This is a genomic window from Roseateles puraquae (genome assembly GCF_002205845.1).
GTDB lineage: Bacteria > Pseudomonadota > Gammaproteobacteria > Burkholderiales > Burkholderiaceae_C > Pelomonas > Pelomonas puraquae.
Window position 1 is genome coordinate 1 of the sequence record NZ_NISI01000040.1, and the last position, 1,019, is coordinate 1,019.

Here is a 1,019-nt window from a genome sequence, read left to right on the forward strand (position 1 = left end):
CATCCGCGAGATAGCCCGACGCACCGGCCTGTCTCGCAACACCATCAGGAAGTACCTGCGCAGCGGCGACCAAGAGCCGACCTACGCCAAGCGGGCCAGCAAGAGCCGGCTCGACCCCTTCGCCGAGAAGCTGGCCCACTGGCTCAAGACCGAGGCCGGCAAGACGCGCAAGCAGCGGCGCACCTTGAAGCAACTGCACGCCGAGCTGGTCACGCTCGGCTACGACGGCTCCTACAACCGCGTGGCGGCCTTCGCTCGCGACTGGGCCCAGAAGCGCCAGGAGGCCAAGCAGACGACGGGACGCGGCACCTTCGTGCCACTGGTCTTCGACGCGGGCGAGGCCTTCCAGTTCGACTGGAGCGAGGACTGGGCCGTGCTAGCCGGCGAGCGCACCAAGCTGCAGGTGGCGCACTTCAAGCTCAGCCACAGCAGAGCCTTCTACGTGCGGGCCTACCTGCTGCAGACCCACGAGATGCTGTTCGACGCGCACAACCACGCCTTCCGCGTGTTCGGCGGCGTGCCCAGGCGCGGCATCTACGACAACATGAAGACCGCGGTGGACAAGGTCCTCAGCGGCAAGGCGCGCGACGTCAACGCGCGCTTCGCCGCGATGGTCAGCCACTACCTCTTCGAGGTCGAGTTCTGCAACCCGGCCTCGGGCTGGGAGAAGGGCCAGATCGAGAAGAACGTGCGCGACGCCAGGCATCGGCTGTGGCAGCCCGTGCCAGCGTTCCCGTCGTTGGACGCGCTCAACGCCTGGCTGGAGGAGCGCTGCCTGGCGCTGTGGAAGGAGATCTCGCACGGGCAGCAGCCGGGCACCGTGTTCGACGTCTGGAAGCTGGAGAAGCCCACGCTGATGAAGGTGCCGAGGCCGTTCGACGGGTTCATCGAGCACACCAAGCGCGTCTCGCCGACCTGCCTGGTCACCTTCGAGCGCACCCGGTACAGCGTGCCGGCGTCGTACGCCAACAGGCCGGTGAGCCTGCGCGTCTACGCCGACCGGCTCGTCGTCGCGGCCG

The 1,019-nt window shown here is 67.9% G+C and carries 1 protein-coding gene; it reads left to right on the forward strand.

The window, feature by feature from the left end:
• Position 1 precedes the first annotated feature (1 nt).
• The coding region (gene istA / locus CDO81_RS27425) for an IS21 family transposase (RefSeq protein WP_088486440.1) at positions 2–1,019 on the forward strand (1,018 nt) is incomplete at its 3' end.